Raw genomic sequence first — 18790 nt, 5'->3', positions numbered from 1 at the left:
CCCCCTTACCCCTTGACGGCGCCGAGGGAGAGCCCCCGGACGAGGTGCTTCTGGACGATGAAGGCGAAGATGACGATCGGTACGCAGGCCATGAAGCCGGCGGCGCTGATCTCACCCCAATGGGTCTTGTATTGCGTCACCCGCCCGGCAATGCCGATCGGCAGCGTCTGCGACTGCTCGGTGAGCGTGATGATAAGCGACAGCAGGAATTCGTTCCATGAAATGATCAGGCAGAAGATGGCGGTGGCCGCGAGCCCGGGCCGGGCCAGCGGCAGCGCCACGTGCAGGAAGGCGCCCCACCGCGTGTCGCCGTCCACCATTGCCGCCTCCTCCAGTTCCACCGGCAGATCCTGGAAATAACTCTTCATCATCCAGGTCGCAAACGGCAGGTTGAAGGCGGTATAGGCAATGATCAACGCCGATTTCGTGTTGAGCATCTCGAAGTAATTGAAGAACAGATAGAGCGGGATGATGCTGACGATCGGCGGCATCATCCGCGTCGAGAGGATCCAGAACGAAACCTGCTTGCGCCACTGCCAGGGATAGCTGAATCGTGCCAGCGCATAGCCGGCCATGGTGCCGAAGGCGACGGAAACGATGGTCGTCCCGGCCGCGACGAGAAGGCTGTTCAGCGCATAGCGCAGGAACGGGCGTTCGATGAAGGCTTCCTCGTAGTGCTTCAGTGTCGGGTTGCGGGGCAGCCATTCCGGCGGCACGGCGAAGATGTCGATATCGAACTTGAACGAGTTCGCCGCGATCCAGTAGACGGGAAAGAGCGTCAGGACCAACGCGACGAGGATCACCAGATATGCCGACAGACGGAGAAGCATCTCCCGGCGGCGGCTGCGTGTCCTGATCGTCGCCATTCTCTCACTCCGCCAGTCGCATGCGTTTCATGAACCAGGTGCTGAGAACGATCGTCACGAACAGCACGAACAGCGAAATCGCCGCCGCGTAGCCGGTATCGGCGAAGCGGTAGGCAACCTGATAGATGTAAAGGCTGAGGACCTTGGTGCGATCCGCCGGGCCTCCGCCCGTCAGGATGAAAACCAGGTCGAAAAGGCGCAGCGCATCCATGACGCGCAGCAGAAGAGCAATGGCGATGACCGGCTTTAGGAAGGGCAGCGTCAGGTCCCAGAACTGCCGCCACGACGAGGCGCCGTCGAGCACGGCAGCCTCGTAGGGCTCGACCGGCAGGCTGGCGAGCCCCGCCAGCATCAGGAGGAATATGAACGGCGTCCATTGCCAGACATCTGCAACGATGATCGAGAACATCGCGAGGTTCACGTCGCCCGCCCAGGCCTGCAAGGGAAGTCCGAGCCGGAACATGATTTCGTTCAGTACGCCGAACTGCGGCTCGTAGATGATCTTCCATGTGATCGCGACGGCGATCGGCGGCAGCATCATCGGGATCATCAGCACTGTCTTCAGAAAGGTCAGCCGACGGATGAATCTGTCGAGCAGCAATGCCAGCCCGAGACCGAGGAGGAATTCGATCGTCACTGCCGCGATTGTAAAGACAGCGGTGTTGCGAAGCGCGACGTGAAATTGCGTGTCGGAAAGGAGCCGCGCGAAATTGCCGGGACCGACGAACTGCCAGGGCAGATCGGGGTTGGGGCTGATCTTGTGGACCGCCGCGTAGAACATGTAGAGGCTGGGGAAAATCGTCAGAGCGAGAAGAATGAGCACCGTTGGCGCAAGCATGAGGATCCGCAAATGGCGCTCTGCCCAACGCTCCAGGCCACCGCCCATGCGAGGCGGCGTGGTCAATGTGCCTTTATCGGACTCCAACATCTCCCTCCCGTGGACAACTTGTCCATACGCGCCTCAAGCCCCCGCGCGGGCGCCGCCGGCAATCGCCTGCACCACCATGGGAGCGGGGCCAAAAAGCCCCGCTTCGCCAGTTCGCGGCCTATTTCAGGCCCGTGATCTCTTCAACTGCTGCCTGTGAGTTCTTCAGCGCCTCCTCCGGCGTGATCGTGCCCGCAACCGCCTTTGAAAGCTCGATCCCGAAGGCATTCTCGATCTCCGGCCACTTCGGATGGCGCGGACGCGGTGTCGAGGCCTGGATCGCCTCCATCAGCACCGGATAATGCCGGAACTGCTCCTGCTTGGTCAGTTCCGGATCGGTGAAGGTCGAGGTCCGAACCGGCGGGTTGCCGCGCTCGGCGGAGATCTTGATCTGCTCGGGCGAGGTCGCCCAGATCATGAAGTCGAAGGCTTCCTGCTTGTTCTTGGACGCGGTCATGATGCCCATGGTCCAGTGGCCGATTTCCGAGCTGCCCGGTTTCGTGCCCGCGGGAATCGGGCTGTGGGAGATCTTGCCGACCATCCTAGACTGGCTCGGATCTTCGAAGGTCGCGACCCAGTCCGGCCAGTTGATCGATGAAGCGGCCGTGCCGGCGGCAAGCGCCGTCCCGACCTCGTTGGCATTGTAACTTTCGACACCCTTGGGCGAGACGTCGCGCAGAGCCATGAAGGTCTTCATCGCGGCTGCCCCTTCCGGCGTGTCGATCGTCACCTTGGACCGATCGGCGTTGAATAGATCGGCACCGTAGGACCAGAAGATCGGCATGAAGTCGGCAACGACCGGGTTGCCCTGACCGCCGCGGAACACGTAGCCGAAATAGCGGCCACCGCCGGCTTCGGTCAGTGCCTTGCTGGCCTTCAGCACGTCGTCCCAGGTCTTCGGGGTCTCGACGCCGGCTTCCTTGAACTTGATGGGGTCGTAGAAGAACATCTGCGCGTTTCCGACATAAGGCAGGCAGACGTAGGGGCCGGTATTGTAGGGATTGCGGCAGATCGCGAGCGACTTCGACAGGAAGTCGTCGTCGGGCCCCTCCATTCCGGCGTTCTTGAAGTAAGGCGTCAGATCCTCGAGGTGCCCGTTCTCGGCGAAGAATGGAATCCACGGGTCGTCCATCAGAATGATGTCGAAGACGCCGGACTTGGTAGCGCCGGCGTTGGCGGCCTGTTCAAAGACATTTGCATAAGGCGCCTGGACGATCTCTACTTTCGTGCCCTTCATCTTCGAGTAGTCTGCGGCGGCGGCTCTGAGACCGTCGCCCTCGGCACTCGACGGCACGAGGATCGTGAAGTCGGCCCATGCGGCGCCGGCGATCGCGAGTGCAGATGCCGCGACGGCGAGAGCCAGACAGAATTTGCGCACCATTGAACACCTCCCAATCCGAGCTCTTGGCGAGACCACCTCATGGAGGTCCTGCCCTATCCGGCTTGGCGGAGAGGCTGATGCAACGTCCATAAGATCCGGCCCATAACGGGTCGGCCATCATCGGGCTTCTCCACAAGCCGACGTTGCTCCCAGCGCAAATCTACCACATTCCGTTTGATTTAGAGAGGGGCGTATTAGCTACCGCTTTTGTTGCAGCTCGCCAGGCCCGTGTTCCGCGGCAGCGGCGGACTATCCCGTCACATAGCGAATGGTTTTGGATATCCGGGCGAGAAAAGCAGGCCTCGAAGAGGCGACAAGCTTCCATGAAAGGACCGCCTGCGCCATGCGTCGCGGAAGGAGCCCGACCGACAGGAACCAGGCTGCAAGCATGGCACGGCGGCGCAGCGATACGTTCATTTCCATGCTGGCCGCGGCGCCGGCTGCGGCAAGCGAAAGCCTCGAATCCTCAGCGACCGGGTGGCGCTGGCGGTCCACGCAGAGCGAAGCCAGACGTTCCTCGATATGCGTCGGATCGCGCAGATTGGCGTCCTGCGCACCTCCAGCCCAACCTCCTCGGCCTGGTGCGAAAGGGCTTGCAGCCGGTGAAAATCGTGTTCGACGCGCCAGCGGGCCCTCTGGCCCAGCTTCTCGGCGAAAATCGAATGGTTGTTTCCATGCATGCGGTAGGCACCGAGGCAAGTCTCGATCGACTTCACCTTCCCGTATAGCGGTGCCAGGGTGACCAGATAACCGTCTGCACCCTGTCGGAATTCGTGCTCCGGCACCGGCATGACGCTCTCCAGCGCCGAACGGGCAAAGGCCAGCCCGCTGGTGACCGTGGTCTGGTAGCGCGCACGGCGCAACAGTTGCGGGGTGACATCGCCAGAGTCGAACGGCACTTCGGGCGGCGGGAACACGTCATTGACGTGCTCACCCTGGTCGACGATATGCAATCTGTACTGCATCTGGGCGGTATCGTCACCCCACTGAGCGACGATCTCGGACACAGCGTTCGGGTAGAGGTAATCGTCGGCGTCGAGGAAGAGGACAATCGCGCCGCGACTTGCCGCAAAACCGGTGTTGAACGCTGCACCGTGACCGCCATTCGCCTTTTTCATGCACGGCTTTATCCGAGGTCCGTAGGAAGCGATGACCTCGGCGGAATGATCGGTCGAAGCATCGTCGACGACAATGACTTCCACGTTGCCGTAGCTTTGGGCGAGTGCGCTATCAATCGCCCGACTCACGAATTGCGCATAATTGTAGTTCGCAATGATGATGGAAACTGGAAGACGGTCCTGGGTGGAGTGCATCGCATTGAACCTCGCAGATCTGCTTTGGTCGCGGCGAACCTTCTCATCGGTCCTTGGAGAAAATGCCCGCTCCGGAAGTGCAACCATTCTGGTGCGGCAGAGGCATTGGCCTGACATTGGCCAGCGGGCAGCGACGATCGTTGTCGATCGATGTCCGAGCCTCTTCAGTTTTGTGGCATTTAAATGACCTTCAAGGCCGGACGGCGTGTCCTCCCGGTTGCTCTGGAGCATTTTGAACCTCTTCCCCTTGAAGAACCTTAGGCGAAGTAGTCCGGATGGTGCTGCCGAAGAGCTTCGACGTCTGGAATGACGGCGCCGAGGTGGAGCATCATCGCCGCTGAGGCGCAATCCTTGTCATGCGCCGCTATGGCGTCGCGGATTGCCGCATGTTCCTCCGTGACGGTTGCCATGCGACCGGGCACCGGCAATGTCAGCCGGCGGGCGCGATCGATCTGCAGCTTGGCAGTTTTGACAAGGATCCAGATGCCAGGATAGCCGGCGATCGCGGCAATCGCTTCGTGGAACGCCTCGTCCTGTTCGTAGAAGAGTGAAGCCTCGCTCGTGACTGCATGGGCGCGCTGGCGGGCGATGATCCCATCGAGACGCGCGATATCCCCCGCATTGGCGACTTGTGCCGCGCACTCCACGGTAGTGCGCTCCAGTGACTTGCGAATGATCACCGCCTCGGGAATCGCCGACAGCGGAATTCGTGAAACGAAAGTGCCCGATTGCGGGAAAATCTCGACGAGGCCAGCTTCGGCGAGCCGCAAGAGCGCCTCACGCACCGGCGTCCTGCTGACGCCGAATTCCTCCGCAATGCGCTTTTCTTGCAGCGGCAGGCCCGGCTTCAACTCAAGCGAGACGATTGCAGCGTAGAGTTGCCGATAAATGGCGGCCGCGGTCGTCACCCGGAGGAGCCTGATACCACCCGATCCATCTGATGTTTGATGCCGCAATCTCCGGTCCACCGCGTTTGACACCATCTGCTGTACTAGTATATCAATTTGCCCGCACTGCCAATCGGACGCGGGAGGAGAGCGCCATGCGGCTTTCAAGACGGACGCTCGACCGCCTGCCCGAGGGCGTTACAAAGCCGGACTACGACCCGGCGCTCGTCACCATAGGTCTTGTCCATCTCGGCATCGGCGCCTTTCACCGCGCGCACCAAGCCGTCTTCACCGAGGCGATTCTCGCGGGCGATCCCTCCTGGGGCATCTCCGGCGTTTCGCTGCGGAGCCCGGATACGAGAGATGCGCTCCAACCGCAGGACGGACTCTACACGCTCAAGATCCAGGACGGCGAAGCCGAGCAGTTGCAGATCGTCGGCAGCGTTGTCGCGCTGCTCTGCGCACCGGAGGATCCGGAAGCCGTTCTAGCCCGGATGGCCGATCCAGCAACGCGCATCGTTTCGCTGACGATCACCGAGAAGGGTTATTGTCACAATCCCGCGACCGGCACGCTGGACGAAGCTCACCCCGACATTGTCCATGATCTTGAGAATCCGCAGCGGCCGCGCTCGGCGATCGGCTTCATCGTCGAGGCGCTTGCCCGCCGGGCCAGGGCCGGGAACGCTCCCTTCACCCTGCTTTCCTGCGACAATCTCCCGTCGAACGGCCACGTGCTGAAACGGGTGGTGACACGCTTCGCGGAACTGCGCGACCCGGCCCTTGCCGGCCTTGCACGCAGTGTCGCCTCCCCTTCCACCATGGTCGACCGGATCGTGCCGGCCACCACGGACAGCGACCGCGACGCCATCGCGGCGGCGCTTGGGCTCGAGGACGCCTGGCCGATCATGACCGAACCATTTCAGCAATGGGTGATCGAGGACGATTTCCCTCTCGGCCGCCCGGCCTGGGAGAAGGCGGGAGCGGTCTTCGTCGACGACGTCGCCGTGTTCGAGACGATGAAGCTTCGGCTGCTCAACGGCAGCCATTCGACGCTCGCCTATCTCGGCTATCTGGCCGGCGCCGAGACGGTGGCCGACGCCATGTCCCTTCCGGGAATGGAGGCGCTCATCGAGGCACTGATGCGCGAAGAAGCGTCGCCGACCCTGCCGCCTTTGCAGGGTTTCGACCTCGCCGCTTACCGCGCCGATCTCCTGCGGCGGTTCCGCAATCCGCGGCTCCGTCACCGGACCTGGCAGATCGCCATGGACGGCTCGCAGAAGCTGCCGCAGCGGCTGCTCGGCACAATCCGCGACCGCCTGAAGGCCGGCGCCGGCTACGAGCGGCTGGCGCTCGGCGTCGCCGCCTGGATGCGATACGCGCGAGGGTTGGACGAACAGGGCCAGCCGATCGACGTCCGCGACCCGCATGCCGCCCGCATCGCGGGTCTCGTCCGGGACGTCGTCGAACCGGAACGGATCGTCGATGCCTATCTGACGATGCAGGACGTGTTCGATGCCGATCTGGCGGCCAACGCCGCATTTCGTCTCGCCCTCGTCAAGGCTTTGACGACGCTCTTCGAAGACGGGTCGGCAGCGACGCTTCGCACCTACGCGAGATAGGCCGGTTCACCAAGGTCTCGCGATCGGCAACACGACGTCGCCTTCGCAAAGTCCCGCCCGGTCGGCCGGCTCGCCGGCCTCGACGCGGCCGCAGGCGACCGAGGTTTCATCCGTGACGCCGGCGGCCCGGCGCACCCGTCCATATCGTAAGATCGCAGAGATGACGGAGTTTGCCGTCGCCATAGCCGTCCGGCATCTCCCACAGCAGACTTTCAGCGATACCCGGCGAAAGCGAAGATGCCACATGCTATATTGCCGCGAATGCCCGTGCGGCCTTGCCGAAAGGTTCCCGATGCCTCTGTTCATTGTGCGTCATCAGCATTCGCCCGAGGCCTGCCCCGCGCGCGATCCGGCAATGGGCGTGATGCTGCTGAACCATTTGAGCCGGCCGAGCGCTGCCCGCCACGGCGTCGTCATCAAGGGCGAGGCCGTCGTTCGCGGTACCCACTCGCTGTTCTTCATCGCCGAGGCGGCGGACGAGATCGCCCTCGAGGCTTTCCTGGCGCCGTTCCGTCAGGTCGGCGAGGTCGAGGCGATGGCGGCGTCGACCTGCGCCGAGGTGGTCGCGAGTGGCGGCTGCGATCGGCCCCCGGCGGAGGTTTCGGCCGCGCTGCTCGATCCTGCCGACGCTTGCCAGGACGCCGTCGAGGCGGGACTCCTCATTCATCGGGCCAATCCGTTGAACGGCGAAACGTCGGTGCCGGACCTCGCGGGCGGGGCGGTCATGCCCAACGGTCGGTTCTACCTGCGCAACCACTTCGATATTCCGAACCTCGATGGCGAGCGCTATCGGCTTGCCGTCGGCGGGCTGGTCGAAAGGCCCCTCAGCCTCAGCATGCGAGACCTGCACAATCTTCGCGCCGAGAGCCTTGTGGTGACGCTCGAATGCGCCGGCAATGGCCGCAGCCAGTTCGATCCAGAGGTGCCCGGAGAACCCTGGGGCGTGGGCGCCGTCAGCACGGCCGAATGGACCGGCGTTCCGCTGATCGAGGTGATCGAACGGGCAGGTTTGCAGCCCGGCGCGACGCACCTGACGTTCCGCGGTGCGGACGGCGGGGTCGTCGACGGTCACGATGCCCCGATCCGTTTCGAGCGCGATCTTTCCTTCGACCAAATCCGCGAAGCGGGAGTGCTGCTCGCCTACGAGATGAACGGCGAGCCGCTGTCGCCGCCGCACGGCTACCCGCTGCGGCTGATCGTGCCCGGCTGGTATGCGGTGGCCTCCGTCAAGTGGCTGACCGAGATCATCGCTACCGACACGCCCTGCGAGGCCCACTACCAGACGGAAAAGTACTGGTACCAGTGGGTCCGGAACGGGCGCGACGAGCTTGAGCCGGTAACGCTCATGAATGTGCGGGCGCTGATTGCTTCGCCGGATCAGGGGGAGAGCCTGCCACGCGGCGAGACGGCGATCCGTGGCGTCGCGTGGTCAGGCACCGGAACCATATCGAGGGTCGATATAAGCCTGAACGATGGGCCGTGGCGCGAGGCGCGGCTCGTGGGCGAAAGGCGGAGTTCCGCATGGCAATGGTGGGAGCTGATCATGCGCCTTGATGAGACGGGACCGCTCGTCGTGCGGGCGCGTGCCACCGACATGGCGGGCCGGACTCAGCCCGAGCACGCCGAGTGGAACCGTCTGGGCTACGGCAACAATTCGATCCACTGTGTGACGGCGCGGGTGGTCTGAGACCCGCTGCATGTTTCCTTGAATCGTCGCCGTCCTACGATCGGCGCAGTCTTGCCTCATCGGACGTCAGCGCTGTCTCGCGGGTGCCGGAGACGATAATCTCCAGCACCTCGTGCTCGTCGGTATTCCTGATGTAACGGTCGCCGACATATTCGCCACGTTTCAGCACCATGACCCGGTCGCCGACGGCGAAGATGTCGACGAGCCGGTGCGAGATGATGATCTGGGCGACGCCTTGCCTCTTTAATTCGAGCATGGTCTCGAGCAGCCGTTCGGTCGCCATCACCGAAAGGTTGGCGGTCGGTTCGTCGAGGATGACCACGCGCGGCTCGAAGGAGATGGCGCGGGCGATCGCCACGGACTGCTGGCGGCCGCCCGAGAGGCTCTCGACCTTCTGGTAGACCGAGTTCACATCGACCTTCAGCCGCTTCAGCACGCGGTCGGCTTCCGCATACATTGCCCGCCGGTCGACGAACGGCCCCTTGAGCGGCCAGCGGCCAAGGAAGATGTTCTGGCCGACATCCATGTTTCCGCAGAGCGCGAAGTCCTGGTAGATCATCTCGATACCGGCGTCACGGCTCTCATGCGGGCTCTTGAACTGCACCGGCTCACCGGCGACGAAGATTTCGCCCGTATCGCGCTGATAGGCGCCCGTCAGGATTTTCATGAGCGTCGACTTGCCGGCCGAGTTGTCGCCGACGAGGCCGAGGATTTCGCCGGGATAGAGGACGAGATCGACCTTGCGAAGCGCCTGCACGGCGCCGAAGGCCTTTTCGATGCCGCGCATCTCGACGATCGGTTGGGTCGATTGCGTGTCAACCATGGCTTGCCGCTCCACTTGGCGCTCGCTTCGCAAAGCGCGCCCGGAGAGTCCCGAGGATGTTGGCCTGGCGCACCCATATGTCGATCAGTACGGCGACGATCAAAATGACGCCGATGAAGACGTTGATCCAGTGCTGCGGCATGGTGAACCCCTGGACGTTCAGCTGCAGCAGCGCCCGGATCAGCGTGATGACGGCGGCCCCGGCAAGCGCGCCGATCATCGTCCCGTGGCCGCCGAAGATCGACCCGCCGCCGATGATCACCGAGGCGATGGCGTCGAGCTCGCGGAACTGGCCGGCAACCGGGTTGAAGCTGCGGAAATAGGCGACGTTGATGAGTCCCGCCATGGTGGCGCAGAGGGCCGCCAGCATCAGCGAGAGGAAGCGGATACGGCTGGTGTTGATGCCGGCATAGGCCGCCGCCCTGAGATTGCCGCCGGTGGCGCAGACCTTGAGGCCGAACGGCGTATAGGCAAGCACGACGCCGGCGACCACGGCGACGAAGAACATCCAGACCGTCTGGACGCTGACGACCTCGGTGACGTTACGGATGATGCCCGGCGGCAGCGAGACGCCGAAATAAAGGAGGACGTCGCTCACCTTGCGGCCAATGAGATTGTAGGCCTCGGTCCAGCCGGTCAATTGCTGCCCGGCAACGAACCAGGCGGCGAGACCGCGGGCGATGTAGAACATGCCGAGCGTGGCGATGAAGGAGGGTAATTTGAACCCCACGGTCACGGTGGCGTTGACGAGACCCGCGGCCATGCCGACGACGAGCCCCATGGCGATCGCCGTCATCGGATCGGCCCCCAGCACCTTGAGGAAATAGGCCGCCGTGCTGCCGGCAAGCGCCAGGACCGCGCCGACCGAGAGATCGATATCTCCGGCCGCGATCACATAGGTCAGCCCGATCGTGATCAGCGCCAGCTCCGTGTAGTTGAGGAGGATGGCGAAGGTGTTGGAGAGGTTCCACCAGTAGTCCGGCCGAAGCGCCAGGCCCGTCAGCCACAGAACGGCGGCCAGGATGATGGCCAGCGCATCGCGCCGCGCCAAAAATTTGCCGAGCCCTGTGGCCGACAGCGCCATGTCCGCCGCCATCGCTCCCTTGGTCTGCACCCCCTCGAGGGCAACGCCACCCATTTCCATCGCTGCAGGCGGCGGCCGCCGGCGCAGCCAGGCCCAGAAACGGGTGAGCACCTGGCGGCGAATGAGATAGGGTTCGATGAGCACGGCGATGACGAGGAGGAGGCCGAGGAAGACCAGCACTGCGCCTGCCGGCAGCGTATAGCGGGCGCCGACCGCGATGCTCTCGCCGTCGATGACGACCGTGCGGGTGATCGGCCAGCCTTCGCGCAGCACCTTGTCGATGAGCACGACCAGCGCCGCACCGAGGCAGGACCCGACGACCCGGCCGCGGCCGCCGAGGATCGAGGCGCCGCCGATGATCACCGAGGCGATCACGGTAAGCTCCCAGCTCACGCCATAGAGCGGCGTCACGCCCTTGTCCTGGGCGGCCGCCAGGAGGGCGGCGACCGTCGCCGAGAGCGACGAGATCAGATAGGCGCGGATACGCACCCAATTCGCCGGGATGCCGGCATAGACGGCCGCCTGTTCGTTGCCGCCGGTGGCAAAGGTCTCATAACCCCAGCGCGTCTTGGCAAGCACGATCGCTCCGATCGCGGCGACAATGGCGAAGATGGCGATCTGGTTGTTGAAGCCGAGGGCATTCGTTTCGCCCAGGTGAAGGAAAAGCGGGTTGTCCCTGGCCTTGCCCGAATAGTAGATCGCCTGGCCATGGGTCAGCGCCAGCACGAAGCCGCGGCCGATGAACAGCATCGTCAGCGTGGCGATGAAGGCCGGGACTCTCAGGAGCGTGACGAGCACGCCGTTGAGGAGGCCGATGGCGGCGCCGAGGAGCAGGCAGAGGAGGATGGTGGCGACGACGCCGAAATCGAGAAAGTTCGGCGCGAAGAGCCTCGCGAAAACGACTGCGATCAGCCCGTAGGTTGAGCCGACGGAGAGATCGAGATCCTTGTTGACGATGACGAAGGTCATGCCGACGGCGATGATCCCGACGCGGGAGGTGTCGCGCAGCAGCGCGTGGAGGCCCTCGGTCGAACCGAAAAAGGTCGGGTTGACGACCGCTCCGGCCAGATAGAGCAGCGCGATGAAGATGAGCAGCCCGCCCTCCCAGGTGCCGGCGAGTTGGGAGGGGGCGCGGCCGAGCGATGCGGTCGTGGTCGGCATCATGTGGAGGTCTTCCGCTTGCTCCTCGCAGGATCAATGCGATCCGTACGAGATAGAGGCGGACGCCCTACCCCCTCTGGCCTGCCGGCCATCTCCCCCACAAGGGGGGAGAGGACCCGAGGCAAGCACATCGATCCGTCATTCAGGCTTCGCGGCTCAGAGCGTGTGGAGGAACACTGGACGCTGCCACGGGCGTTCTCCCCCCTTGTGGGGGAGATGGCCGGCAGGCCAGAGGGGGTCGAGCTTGTCTCCATCATCGCTCTCAACACGATCCAGCTCCGGTCAGTTTTCGAAGCGCTTGCCGACCTTGGCGACGTTCTCCTTGGTCACGAGCTGGGCGCGCGTGTCGAGATTGGCGGCCGAGATACCGCGGTCGATCTGCAGGTAGAGCTGCATGACCGGCCAGAAGCCCTGCAGGAAGGGCTGCTGCCCGAGCGAGCCGGTCAGGTTGCCGGCGGCGATTCCTTCCTGCTGTGCCGGGCCGAGGTCGAAGCCAAAGGCGCAGAACTTGCCCGTCCAGCCCATCTGCTCCACCGCCTTGACGAGCGGCGGCGTGAAGACGTTGTTGGCCGTGAAGGCGCCGACCACGTCGCCGCGCGATTCGAAGAGCGTCACGAGCGCGTTGACCGGATCGTTCGGGTTCGTGTCGATGCCGACATTCTCCGGCCCGGCATCGACCTTGAAGGCTTCGAGCTTGCCGGCGTCCTTCAGCGTCTTGACCACCGCGTTGAAGGCGGCGGTGACGCGATTGTTCACCTCGATGTTGCCCATGGCGGTCGATGAAGGCAGCAGGATCGAGCCGCTGGTCTTGCCGCTGTCGAGCACGCATTTGGCGAGCGCCTCGCCGCCGATCGCCGCCGCCGAGGCATCCTGTCCGGTGTGGCTGATGCCGCTGCGGTTGAGGATCGTTTCATCGAACGAATTCGTCGTGGCAACCGGTATGCCGGCCGCTTCGGCCGCCTTGACGATGTCGTTATAGGCGCCGACCTGCGGCGTCGTCATGATGATGCCGTCGATCTTCGGATCGCGGATGATCTGGTTGAGGATCTCGATTTCGCGCGCCGGGTCGTCGACAGGCGATTCCGAGCCGAGAAGCAGGATCTCGGCGCCGATCATGTTGCCGGCCACCCTCGCCCCGACATAGACCGGATCGAAGAAGCCGTTGCCGGCCGTATGGGTGACGATGGCGAAGGTCAGATGACCATCGGCCGAATGGAAGTCCTTGGTTTTCGCATCTTCCTTGGCGGCGTCCTCGAAATTGTAGCCGCCGACGGCTTTCTCGACGCTGCCCGATTGTGCGTATGCCGATGTTACGCCAACTGATAACGCCGCGGCGGAGACCGCGGAGAGCAAAATTCTTCTCATGGCTTTCCTCCCTCGGATCACGCCATTGCTGGTTCTGACAACCATAACCTGCGTGACCGCTTCCCAATGGTTAGAGTGGGATACGGGTGGAAAACCGCGTACACTTTGCCCCCTCCCCCTCCGAGTGTCAGCGGGTGAAAGCAGTTCGAGCGCAGTTATCGAGAGGTGCGCCGAAGGCTTCCTCCCATCCGCCTATTTTCTGCGCAGTTGGAGCACAAGTAAATGGCGAACTTGTCGGCCGACGGAAGCGGCTGCGCGAACGGCGAACCGGCCGCCCTCGTCGGCTCCTTGTCCCGAACACGCAAATCCCGCAGGCGATATCCGTTTCGCGCAGCCTTTTTGAACCGCGTCGTTTCGGTCAGTTGATAGATGGGGTTTTAGGAACAACATCCCGTCCCCGCGAGCGCTATCGGCTCGCGATCATTCGAAAGGGAATATGAATGGAAAGGCGTGATTTCCTCCGGGGCCTGGCCTTGCTTGCCGCCTGCCCGCTCTGCGTCAAGACGGCTTACGCCGCCGAAGGCGTGCATTGGAGCTACGAAGGCGAGGAGGGTCCGGAACACTGGGGCTCCTTGAGCAAGGAGAACGGTGCCTGTTCAGCCGGCTCGCAGCAATCGCCGATCGACATCACGGGCGCGATCAAGGCCGATATCCCGGACCTCGCGACCGACTGGAAGAGCGGCGGCACGATCCTCAACAACGGCCACACGATCCAGGTGAAGGCGGCCGGCGGCACGCTCAAACGCGGCCACAAGACCTACGAGCTGGTGCAGTACCACTTCCACGCGCCGAGCGAACATCTGGTCGACGGCAAGAACTTCCCGATGGAGGTGCATTTCGTCCACAAGCACGCCGAAACCGGCGCGCTCGGCGTGCTTGGCGTTTTCATCGTTCCGGGCAAGACCAACCCGACCTTCGCGAGCCTCGCGGCGAAGTTCCCGCAGAAGGCCGGCGAAGAGGTTGCACTCGACGCCGTCGACCCGAAGGGCCTGCTGCCTTCCTCGCTCAAATATTGGGCCTATGAGGGATCGCTCACCACCCCGCCCTGCAGCGAGATCGTCGACTGGATGGTGGCGATGGAGCCGATCGAGGTGGATCCGGCCGACATCAAGAAGTTCACGGCGCTCTATTCGATGAACGCGCGGCCGGCTGTTGCCGGCCACCGCCGCTACGTCCTGAGCTCCAGCTGATCAAACCTTTCAGCGGCCGTCGCTTCTCCTGACGGCTTCTGGCCCATCCCGGCAAGGTGTTGCCTTGCCGGGATGGTTTTCGTGACAGCGCGTTCGCGACAATGCTTGCGGAAAGCGCCCCCTCGTTGCAAATGTCCTACTGCAAGTTCCTTAGATCGGAGCCGATCCAAGGATAAAAGCATGCAGTAATTCAAAGTGCTGCAGCGCGCCTGAAGGCGCACGGCGCTGTAGGAACGAACACCAGCGACGAGGGCAACAATGTTCGATCTAACCGGCAAAACGGGGTTGGTCACAGGCGGCGGACGCGGACTCGGACTGGAAATGGCCAAGGCGCTCGCCCGGGCCGGCGCCTGGACGGTGATCAACGGCCGCAACAAACAAAGCCTCGAAGCGGCGCGCGAGCGGCTGGCCGGCGACGGTCTTGCGATCGGGATCGCCCCGGGCGACATCACGCAGGATGCCGGCGCGATCGTCGCCCAGGCGACCGAGAGGACCGGTCAGCTCGATATTCTCATTCATGCGGTCGGCGAGCGCGACAGGCGCGGCACCGAGGCGATGGAGCCGGCGGATTTCGCACAGCTCCTGAATACCGACCTGACAGCGGCCTATGCCGTCGCGCGGGCGGCCCTTCCGTTGCTCAAGCGTTCCGCGGCCGGCCGGCTGATCTTCGTGACGTCGATCGCCGCCTTTGCCGCCCGCGCCGGCGATCCGGCCTATACGGCGGCAAAGGGTGGACTCTCGGCGCTGACGCGCTCGCTGGCCGTCGAGCTCGGCGCCGACAATCTGACCGTCAACGCGATCGCGCCCGGCTGGTTCGCGACCGAGACCAATGCGCATCTCGCCGCCGACCAGGCGCTCCAGGCCTTCGTCGAGGTCCGTATCCCGCTGAAACGTTGGGGGCGGCCCGAGGAGATTGCGCCCGCCGCCGTCTTCCTCGCCTCGCCGGCGGCGAGCTTCGTCAACGGCATCACCCTTACGGTCGATGGCGGCATGACCGGGCAGATGTGAGGTGGGCAGAGCGGGACCGGGTCTGATTGGATGGTTGGGGCGACGACCGCCTACGCGCGGAATAGCACCCCCCTCTGCCCTGCCGGGCATCTCCCCCACAAGGGGGGAGATTGGCTGGAAGCACGGTCCTGCCCAACAGTGAGCTGGCAAATGCTGAAGCCACGCGGCTTAGCGATTCAGGCGAAGGGTAATTGTTTGAGCGGGAGGTTGCTGCTTGCCAATCTCCCCCCTTGTGGGGGAGATGCCCGGCAGGGCAGAGGGGGGTGCCAACACCCGCCTATTTGCTCCGGACGCAGGCGCTTCTACCCGCTCTTCACCGCCTCCGTCCCGCGCAGCATGCGGATCAGCCCGGAGAAATCCTCGGTCCCATGGCCGAGCTTCTCGAAGAGGCTGTAGAGCTGCGCCGCCTGCGCGCCCATCGGCGTCGTCGCACCGCTCGCGGCAGCCGCCTGCTGCGACAGCATCAGATCCTTCAGCATTAGGCTTGCCATGAAGCCCGGCTTGTAGTCGTTGTTGGCGGGCGAGGCCGGGACGGGGCCGGGTACGGGGCAATAGGAGGTGAGCGACCAGCATTGGCCGGACGAGGTCGACGCCACGTCGAAGAGCGCCTGGTGCGACAGGCCGAGGCGCTCGGCGAGCACAAAGGCCTCGCAGACCGCCGCCATCGAGACGCCGAGGATCATGTTGTTGCAGATCTTGGCGGCCTGGCCGGCACCGGCATCGCCGCAATGGACGATCTTCTTGCCCATCGCCTCGAGCAAGTGCTTGCCGCGGGAAAAGGCGCCGTCGCTGCCGCCGACCATGAAGGTCAGCGCGCCGGCGGCAGCACCTGCCGTGCCGCCGGACACCGGCGCATCGAGCGATGGGCAGCCGGCCTTCTCTGCGAAACCGTGGACCTTGCGGGCGCTTTCGACGTCGATCGTCGAGCTGTCGATGATCAGCGTGCCCGGATCGACGAAGCCGAGCAACTCGTCCCAGACATAGATGACGTGCGAACCCGCCGGCAGCATGGTGATGACGCATTCGGTTTCGCGCACCGCCTGGGAGATCGCTCCGGCGACCGACACGCCCGACTTGGCGGCCGCATTGCGCGACGCCTCCGACAGGTCGAAGCCGGTGACGGCGTGCCCCGCCTTCACCAGATTGGCGGCCATCGGGCCGCCCATATTGCCAAGCCCGATAAAGGCGATCTTCGTCATCTTGCCTCTCCTCCTCAACTTACGTCTGCGTCACGTCCGCGGCGCGATCGTCTTCAGCCCGCGGCAAACAACGGCGCGCCGTCGTAGCGCTCGAAGCGAGCCAGCATTTGCGGCGTGACCTCGTGAAGCGCGACGGACCATTTCGGATTGCGATCCTTGTCGATCACCGCGGCGCGCACGCCCTCGTAGAAGTCCGGATTGGAGAGCATAGCGACGCAGCCCGCATATTCGCGCTCCAGGCATTCGTTCAGCGTCGCGCTGCGGCGCCCGGCTCTGAGCAGCGACAGGGTCAGCTTCAGGCTGATCGCCGAGCGGGTCCTCAACAGCGCGATCGTCTCGCGGGCGAAGTCGGAGCCGTCCTCTTCCAGGGCCGCAAGAATTTCCTCGATCGTGTCAAAGGCGAAGCAGCGGTCGATGAGCGCGACGTGGTCGAGCAGCGCCGAGGCCGGCGCTTCGCCGGAGACGGCCCGGATCGCGGCCGAAATGTCCTCGGCGGTGGCCGACGCGGGAAGCCTGACGAGCGAGGCGATCAGTTCGTCGATCTTTTCCGATGGGATGAAGCTATCGGCAAGCCGCGCGTAGATGGCCGCCGCAGCACCGATGTCGCGGCCGGTAAGGCCGAGATAGGTGCCGAACTCGCCCGGGGCGCGCGGCAGGAGCCAGGTCGCGCCGACATCGGTGAAATAGCCGATCCCCGTTTCCGGCATGGCGAACCGCGTTTTCTCGGTGACGATGCGGTGGCTGCCATGCGAGGAAACGCCCACCCCTCCGCCCATGACGATGCCGTCCATGATGGCGATATAGGGCTTGCCATAAGCGTCAATGCGGCTGTTGACGATGAACTCCTCGCGCCAGAATTGCGCCCCTTCCTGGGGCCGTTCGCGGCCGCTCTCGTAGATCATGCGGATATCGCCGCCGGCGCACAGCCCGCGCTCGCCCTCGCCGGTGACGAGAACGGCGGCGATCGCCGGATCGCGCTCGAACTCGGTGAGCGCCGCGTCGATTGCCCGGATCATCGCCTGGTTGAGACTGTTCAGCGCGCGCGGCCGATTGAGCCGGAGCCTGCCGATCGCACCTTGGCGTTCGACGATGACGTCCGGTAGAGCGGTCTGCATTTCCATGAAGTGTCCTTCCTATTTCCGGCCCATGACGGCGCGCGACACGATCAGCCGCATGATCTCGTTGGTTCCCTCGAGTATCTGGTGCACCCTCAGGTCCCTGACAATCTTCTCGACGCCGTAATCGGCGAGATAGCCGTAGCCGCCATGCAATTGCAGCGCATCGTTGGCAATGGCGAAGCAGCGGTCGGTGACGAAGCGCTTGGCCATGGCGCAGAGCTTGGTCGCCTCCGGGTCGGCCGCATCGAGCGCTGAGGCTGCGCGCCACAGGAAGGTGCGGGCGATCTCGAGATCGGTTGCCATGTCGGCGAGGCGGAACTGCAGCGCCTGGAATTCGCCGATCGCTTTTCCGAAGGCGCGGCGTTCCTGGACATAGGCGAGCGCCTTGTCGAAGGCGGCCTGCGCGCCGCCGAGCGAGGCGGCGGCGATGTTCAGCCGCCCGCCGTCAAGGCCGGCCATGGCGATCTTGAACCCCTCGCCCTCGGCCCCCAACCGGTTCTCCGCCGGGATGCGGACATTATCGAGCATCACCGCCCGCGTCGGCTGGGCATGCCAGCCCATCTTCTTCTCGTTGGCGCCGAAGGTGAGGCCGGGCGTTTCCTTGTCGACGACGAAGGCGGAAATGCCCTTCGGGCCGTCCTCGCCGGTGCGGGCCATGACGACGTAAAGACCGGACTCGCCGGCACCGGAAATGAACTGCTTCTGACCGGTCAGGAGATAGGCGTCGCCGTCACGCACCGCCTTGGTCTTCAGCGCCGCCGCGTCCGAGCCGGAACCGGGCTCGGTCAGGCAATAGCTCGCCAGGACCTCCATGGTCAGCAGCGTCGGCAACAGCCGCTGGCGCTGCTCTTGCGTGCCGTAGCGGTCGATCATGCCGGCACACATATTGTGGATCGACACGAAGGAAGCGATCGCCGGGCAGCCGGTCGCCAGCGCCTCGATAATCATCGCCGCGTCGAGACGGGTGAGCCCGGTGCCGCCGACGTCGTCGCGAACATAGATGCCGGCCATGCCGAGCGCGGCGGCGGCCCGCAGCGTCTCCACCGGAAAATGCTTCTGCTGGTCCCAATCGATGGCATGGGGCGCAAGCTCGTCCCGCGCAAAATCGAGCGCCATCGCGCGGATGGCTTCCTGCTCCTCCGACAGGCGAAAATCCATATGCAT

15 protein-coding genes and 1 pseudogene are annotated in these 18790 nt (G+C 64.2%); 4 read left to right on the top strand and 12 right to left on the bottom strand.

The annotated features are described in order from the left end of the window. Positions 1-5: 5 nt before the first annotated feature. From N181_RS18655 to N181_RS18635, 5 genes and pseudogenes are all read right to left on the bottom strand, one after another. On the bottom strand, positions 6-866 hold the full coding sequence (locus N181_RS18655) for a carbohydrate ABC transporter permease (RefSeq protein WP_037428464.1): 861 nt from the start codon (positions 864-866) through the stop codon (positions 6-8). Positions 867-870: 4 nt separating this feature from the next. Next, a complete protein-coding gene (locus tag N181_RS18650; protein WP_037428461.1) occupies positions 871-1794 on the bottom strand; it encodes a carbohydrate ABC transporter permease in 924 nt (307 codons plus the stop codon). A 118-nt stretch (positions 1795-1912) separates the two neighbouring features. Then, positions 1913-3172, bottom strand: coding sequence for an ABC transporter substrate-binding protein (locus tag N181_RS18645; RefSeq protein WP_014331281.1), 1260 nt, complete (start codon positions 3170-3172; stop codon positions 1913-1915). Between the two features lie 249 nt (positions 3173-3421). Next, a pseudogene (locus tag N181_RS18640) lies at positions 3422-4485 on the bottom strand (glycosyltransferase family 2 protein). Between the two features lie 257 nt (positions 4486-4742). Next, complete coding sequence (locus N181_RS18635) at positions 4743-5468, bottom strand: GntR family transcriptional regulator (RefSeq protein ID WP_050994573.1); 726 nt, start codon at positions 5466-5468, stop codon at positions 4743-4745. Between the two features lie 59 nt (positions 5469-5527). On the opposite strand from N181_RS18635, the gene N181_RS18630 reads away from it, so the two are divergent. Continuing rightward, the gene (locus tag N181_RS18630; RefSeq protein WP_060563652.1) at positions 5528-6991 is read left to right on the top strand and encodes a mannitol dehydrogenase family protein; all 1464 of its coding nucleotides are present in this window, start codon (positions 5528-5530) and stop codon (positions 6989-6991) included. Positions 6992-6997: 6 nt separating this feature from the next. On the opposite strand, the gene N181_RS33270 is transcribed toward N181_RS18630, so the two are convergent. Then, on the bottom strand, positions 6998-7174 hold the full coding sequence (locus N181_RS33270) for a hypothetical protein (protein ID WP_153451592.1): 177 nt from the start codon (positions 7172-7174) through the stop codon (positions 6998-7000). A 109-nt stretch (positions 7175-7283) separates the two neighbouring features. On the opposite strand from N181_RS33270, the gene N181_RS18625 reads away from it, so the two are divergent. Beyond that, positions 7284-8678 (top strand): sulfite oxidase, encoded by a 1395-nt coding sequence (locus N181_RS18625; protein WP_037428443.1) that lies wholly within the window; start codon positions 7284-7286, stop codon positions 8676-8678. A 34-nt stretch (positions 8679-8712) separates the two neighbouring features. Here N181_RS18625 and N181_RS18620 read toward each other — a convergent pair whose 3' ends face one another. The 3 genes from N181_RS18620 to N181_RS18610 all read right to left on the bottom strand — a co-directional run bounded on the left by N181_RS18620 (position 8713) and on the right by N181_RS18610 (position 13111). Beyond that, positions 8713-9501, bottom strand: coding sequence for an ATP-binding cassette domain-containing protein (locus N181_RS18620; RefSeq protein WP_037428441.1), 789 nt, complete (start codon positions 9499-9501; stop codon positions 8713-8715). Continuing rightward, positions 9494-11749: an ABC transporter permease gene (locus N181_RS18615; RefSeq protein ID WP_060563651.1), complete on the bottom strand. Its 2256-nt coding sequence runs from the start codon at positions 11747-11749 to the stop codon at positions 9494-9496. Before N181_RS18615 ends, N181_RS18620 begins: the two co-directional genes overlap by 8 nt. 279 nt (positions 11750-12028) lie before the next feature. Continuing rightward, on the bottom strand, positions 12029-13111 hold the full coding sequence (locus tag N181_RS18610) for a substrate-binding domain-containing protein (RefSeq protein WP_014331274.1): 1083 nt from the start codon (positions 13109-13111) through the stop codon (positions 12029-12031). A 440-nt stretch (positions 13112-13551) separates the two neighbouring features. Here N181_RS18610 and N181_RS18605 point away from each other — a divergent pair, with 440 nt between their 5' ends. Both N181_RS18605 and N181_RS18600 read left to right on the top strand, forming a co-directional pair. Continuing rightward, positions 13552-14301, top strand: a complete 750-nt coding sequence (locus N181_RS18605) for a carbonic anhydrase (protein ID WP_037392144.1) — start codon at positions 13552-13554, stop codon at positions 14299-14301. Between the two features lie 258 nt (positions 14302-14559). Beyond that, a complete protein-coding gene (locus N181_RS18600; protein ID WP_037428410.1) occupies positions 14560-15309 on the top strand; it encodes an SDR family oxidoreductase in 750 nt (249 codons plus the stop codon). Positions 15310-15611: 302 nt separating this feature from the next. Here the strand turns inward: N181_RS18600 and mmsB are convergent, their stop codons facing one another. Genes mmsB through N181_RS18585 form a run of 3 tightly spaced genes read right to left on the bottom strand, consistent with a single transcriptional unit; the run spans position 15612 to position 18784 of the window. Next, positions 15612-16508 (bottom strand): 3-hydroxyisobutyrate dehydrogenase, encoded by an 897-nt coding sequence (gene mmsB, locus N181_RS18595; protein ID WP_037428405.1) that lies wholly within the window; start codon positions 16506-16508, stop codon positions 15612-15614. Positions 16509-16561: 53 nt separating this feature from the next. Next, positions 16562-17629: an enoyl-CoA hydratase/isomerase family protein gene (locus tag N181_RS18590; protein WP_037428403.1), complete on the bottom strand. Its 1068-nt coding sequence runs from the start codon at positions 17627-17629 to the stop codon at positions 16562-16564. Between the two features lie 12 nt (positions 17630-17641). Further along, on the bottom strand, positions 17642-18784 hold the full coding sequence (locus N181_RS18585) for an isobutyryl-CoA dehydrogenase (RefSeq protein ID WP_037428398.1): 1143 nt from the start codon (positions 18782-18784) through the stop codon (positions 17642-17644). Between the last annotated feature and the right edge of the window lie 6 nt (positions 18785-18790).

The organism is Sinorhizobium fredii USDA 205 (assembly GCF_001461695.1).
Lineage (GTDB): Bacteria > Pseudomonadota > Alphaproteobacteria > Rhizobiales > Rhizobiaceae > Sinorhizobium > Sinorhizobium fredii.
Note: the sequence above shows the minus strand (reverse complement) of the source record. Positions and strands in the feature narration are given on the sequence as shown.

Coding starts and splice junctions, on each gene's coding strand:
- N181_RS18625 (WP_037428443.1), top strand. CDS start 7,284: ATGCCTCTGTTCATTGTGCGTCATCAGCATTCGCCCGAGGCCTGCCCC.
- N181_RS18630 (WP_060563652.1), top strand. CDS start 5,528: ATGCGGCTTTCAAGACGGACGCTCGACCGCCTGCCCGAGGGCGTTACA.
- N181_RS18650 (WP_037428461.1), bottom strand. CDS start 1,794: ATGTTGGAGTCCGATAAAGGCACATTGACCACGCCGCCTCGCATGGGC.
- N181_RS18615 (WP_060563651.1), bottom strand. CDS start 11,749: ATGATGCCGACCACGACCGCATCGCTCGGCCGCGCCCCCTCCCAACTC.
- N181_RS18590 (WP_037428403.1), bottom strand. CDS start 17,629: ATGGAAATGCAGACCGCTCTACCGGACGTCATCGTCGAACGCCAAGGT.
- N181_RS18610 (WP_014331274.1), bottom strand. CDS start 13,111: ATGAGAAGAATTTTGCTCTCCGCGGTCTCCGCCGCGGCGTTATCAGTT.
- N181_RS33270 (WP_153451592.1), bottom strand. CDS start 7,174: ATGGCGACGGCAAACTCCGTCATCTCTGCGATCTTACGATATGGACGG.
- N181_RS18635 (WP_050994573.1), bottom strand. CDS start 5,468: ATGGTGTCAAACGCGGTGGACCGGAGATTGCGGCATCAAACATCAGAT.
- N181_RS18600 (WP_037428410.1), top strand. CDS start 14,560: ATGTTCGATCTAACCGGCAAAACGGGGTTGGTCACAGGCGGCGGACGC.
- N181_RS18645 (WP_014331281.1), bottom strand. CDS start 3,172: ATGGTGCGCAAATTCTGTCTGGCTCTCGCCGTCGCGGCATCTGCACTC.
- mmsB (WP_037428405.1), bottom strand. CDS start 16,508: ATGACGAAGATCGCCTTTATCGGGCTTGGCAATATGGGCGGCCCGATG.
- N181_RS18620 (WP_037428441.1), bottom strand. CDS start 9,501: ATGGTTGACACGCAATCGACCCAACCGATCGTCGAGATGCGCGGCATC.
- N181_RS18605 (WP_037392144.1), top strand. CDS start 13,552: ATGGAAAGGCGTGATTTCCTCCGGGGCCTGGCCTTGCTTGCCGCCTGC.
- N181_RS18585 (WP_037428398.1), bottom strand. CDS start 18,784: ATGGATTTTCGCCTGTCGGAGGAGCAGGAAGCCATCCGCGCGATGGCG.
- N181_RS18655 (WP_037428464.1), bottom strand. CDS start 866: ATGGCGACGATCAGGACACGCAGCCGCCGCCGGGAGATGCTTCTCCGT.